Source organism: Methylobacterium sp. B1 (assembly GCF_000333255.1).
In the GTDB taxonomy this organism is placed as follows: Bacteria; Pseudomonadota; Alphaproteobacteria; order Rhizobiales; family Beijerinckiaceae; genus Methylobacterium; species Methylobacterium fujisawaense.
Genome location: NZ_BACT01000141.1, coordinates 1 through 1643 on the forward strand (window position 1 = coordinate 1; position 1643 = coordinate 1643).

Annotated in this window: 1 pseudogene; it reads left to right on the forward strand. The window is 67.1% G+C overall.

Annotated elements, in window-relative coordinates:
- Positions 1–498: 498 nt before the first annotated feature.
- Positions 499–1643: pseudogene (locus I53_RS04055) on the forward strand (SulP family inorganic anion transporter); the annotation flags it as partial.

A 1643-nucleotide genomic window follows, 5' to 3' on the forward strand; every position in this document is an offset into this window, starting at 1 on the left:
GATCGGGAGAGGCCGGCATTGAGCTATCTCTGAGAGCACGAAGATCGTCCCAGTCTGAGCAGAGAGCGGGACAACGGACGTCCCATTGGTGACGGATAACCCAACAGATGCGGGGGAGGGGCCTGGCCGGCATCGTCCGACGGCGCAGGGTCTGCACCGCGGGTCGCGATCCGGCGGCGGCCGCGTCTGCCAGTCCGGCCGAGGGTCGCAAGACGTGGGCAACCGCGACACCGAGCGCCTCGCCGAGACGGGGATCGGCCTGGTCGAGACCGAGGTGAACCATCGACGCGGGCCGTGGCGGATGCTGCCCCGGCTGCCAGCGGGGCAAGGTCAGCCTTAACCACGCCCGACTTCGCGGATCGAACGCGATCCGTTACTCAATTGAGGAAAGTTCTCAAGACAAGAATCCGGCTGAAGCTGCGCGGCGTCTTGTGCGGGAATCGTCGAAGCACTGGTAGAATCGATCCTCGTGCCCACGCCGAACGCGGAGGAGCGCACATGAAGGGCTTCAGTTCGACGCCACATCCAGTCCGGAAAGACGCGCCAAGGGAGATTCGGCTCGATGTGGTGGCAGGCCTGACGGCTGCGGCCGTCGTCCTGCCCAAGGCGATGGCTTTCGCCACCGTGGCTGGACTGCCGGTGGCGGTCGGTCTCTATACGGCTTTCGTTCCCGCGCTCATCTACGGTCTCCTGGGCTCGTCCCGCGTGCTCAGCGTCAGCTCGACGACGACACTGGCCATCTTGACCGCGGCAGAACTCGGCAGCGTGGTCCCTGACGGCGATCCGGCGAAGCTCGTCACCGCGACGGCGACGCTGACGGCCCTTGTCGGAATTCTGCTCCTCGCGGCCAGACTGCTGAAGCTGGGCTTCGTCGCCAGCTTCATCTCGCTGCCGGTGCTCACGGGCTTCAAGGCCGGCATCGGAGCCGTCATCCTGCTGGATCAAGCTCCCAAGCTCCTCGGGCTGCACGTCGCGAAACAGTCCTTCCTTGCGGACGTGGTGAGCCTCGTTCAGCACCTGCCCGCAACCTCCCTGCCGACCCTGGCCGTCGCAGGGACCACGCTGACCGTGCTGGTCGGGATGGAATGGCTCAAGCCGCACGCGCCAGCCCCTCTGGTCACGGTGGCGGCTGCCCTCATTGCCTCATGGCTGCTGGATCTCGGCGCCGCGGGCGTGTCGACCGTCGGGACAATCCCGCAGGGCCTGCCCTCTTTCAGCCTGCCCGACCCAGCGCTCGCTCAAGCACTCCTGCCGGGCGCGATGGGCATCGCCCTGATGAGCTTCACGGAGAGCATCGCCGCGGCACGGGCGTTCGTGAGGCCCTGCGATCCGCCGCTGGATGCCAATCGCGAACTGGTCGCCACGGGCTTGGCGAACCTGGGGGGAGCCCTGCTCGGGGGCATGCCGGCCGGCGGCGGAACGTCTCAGACCGGTGTCGTCCGAGCCGCTGGCGGCAGGACACAAGTGGCCTCGCTCGTGACGGCCGGGGCGGCTCTTGCCACGATGCTGTTCCTGGCTCCGATCCTCAGTCTCCTGCCGCAGGCGACCCTCGCGGCGATCGTTATCGTCTACTCAGCCAGCCTCATTCAGCCGGAGGAGTTCGGGNNCATCTACACGTACGGCACATGGAATTCCGCTGGGCG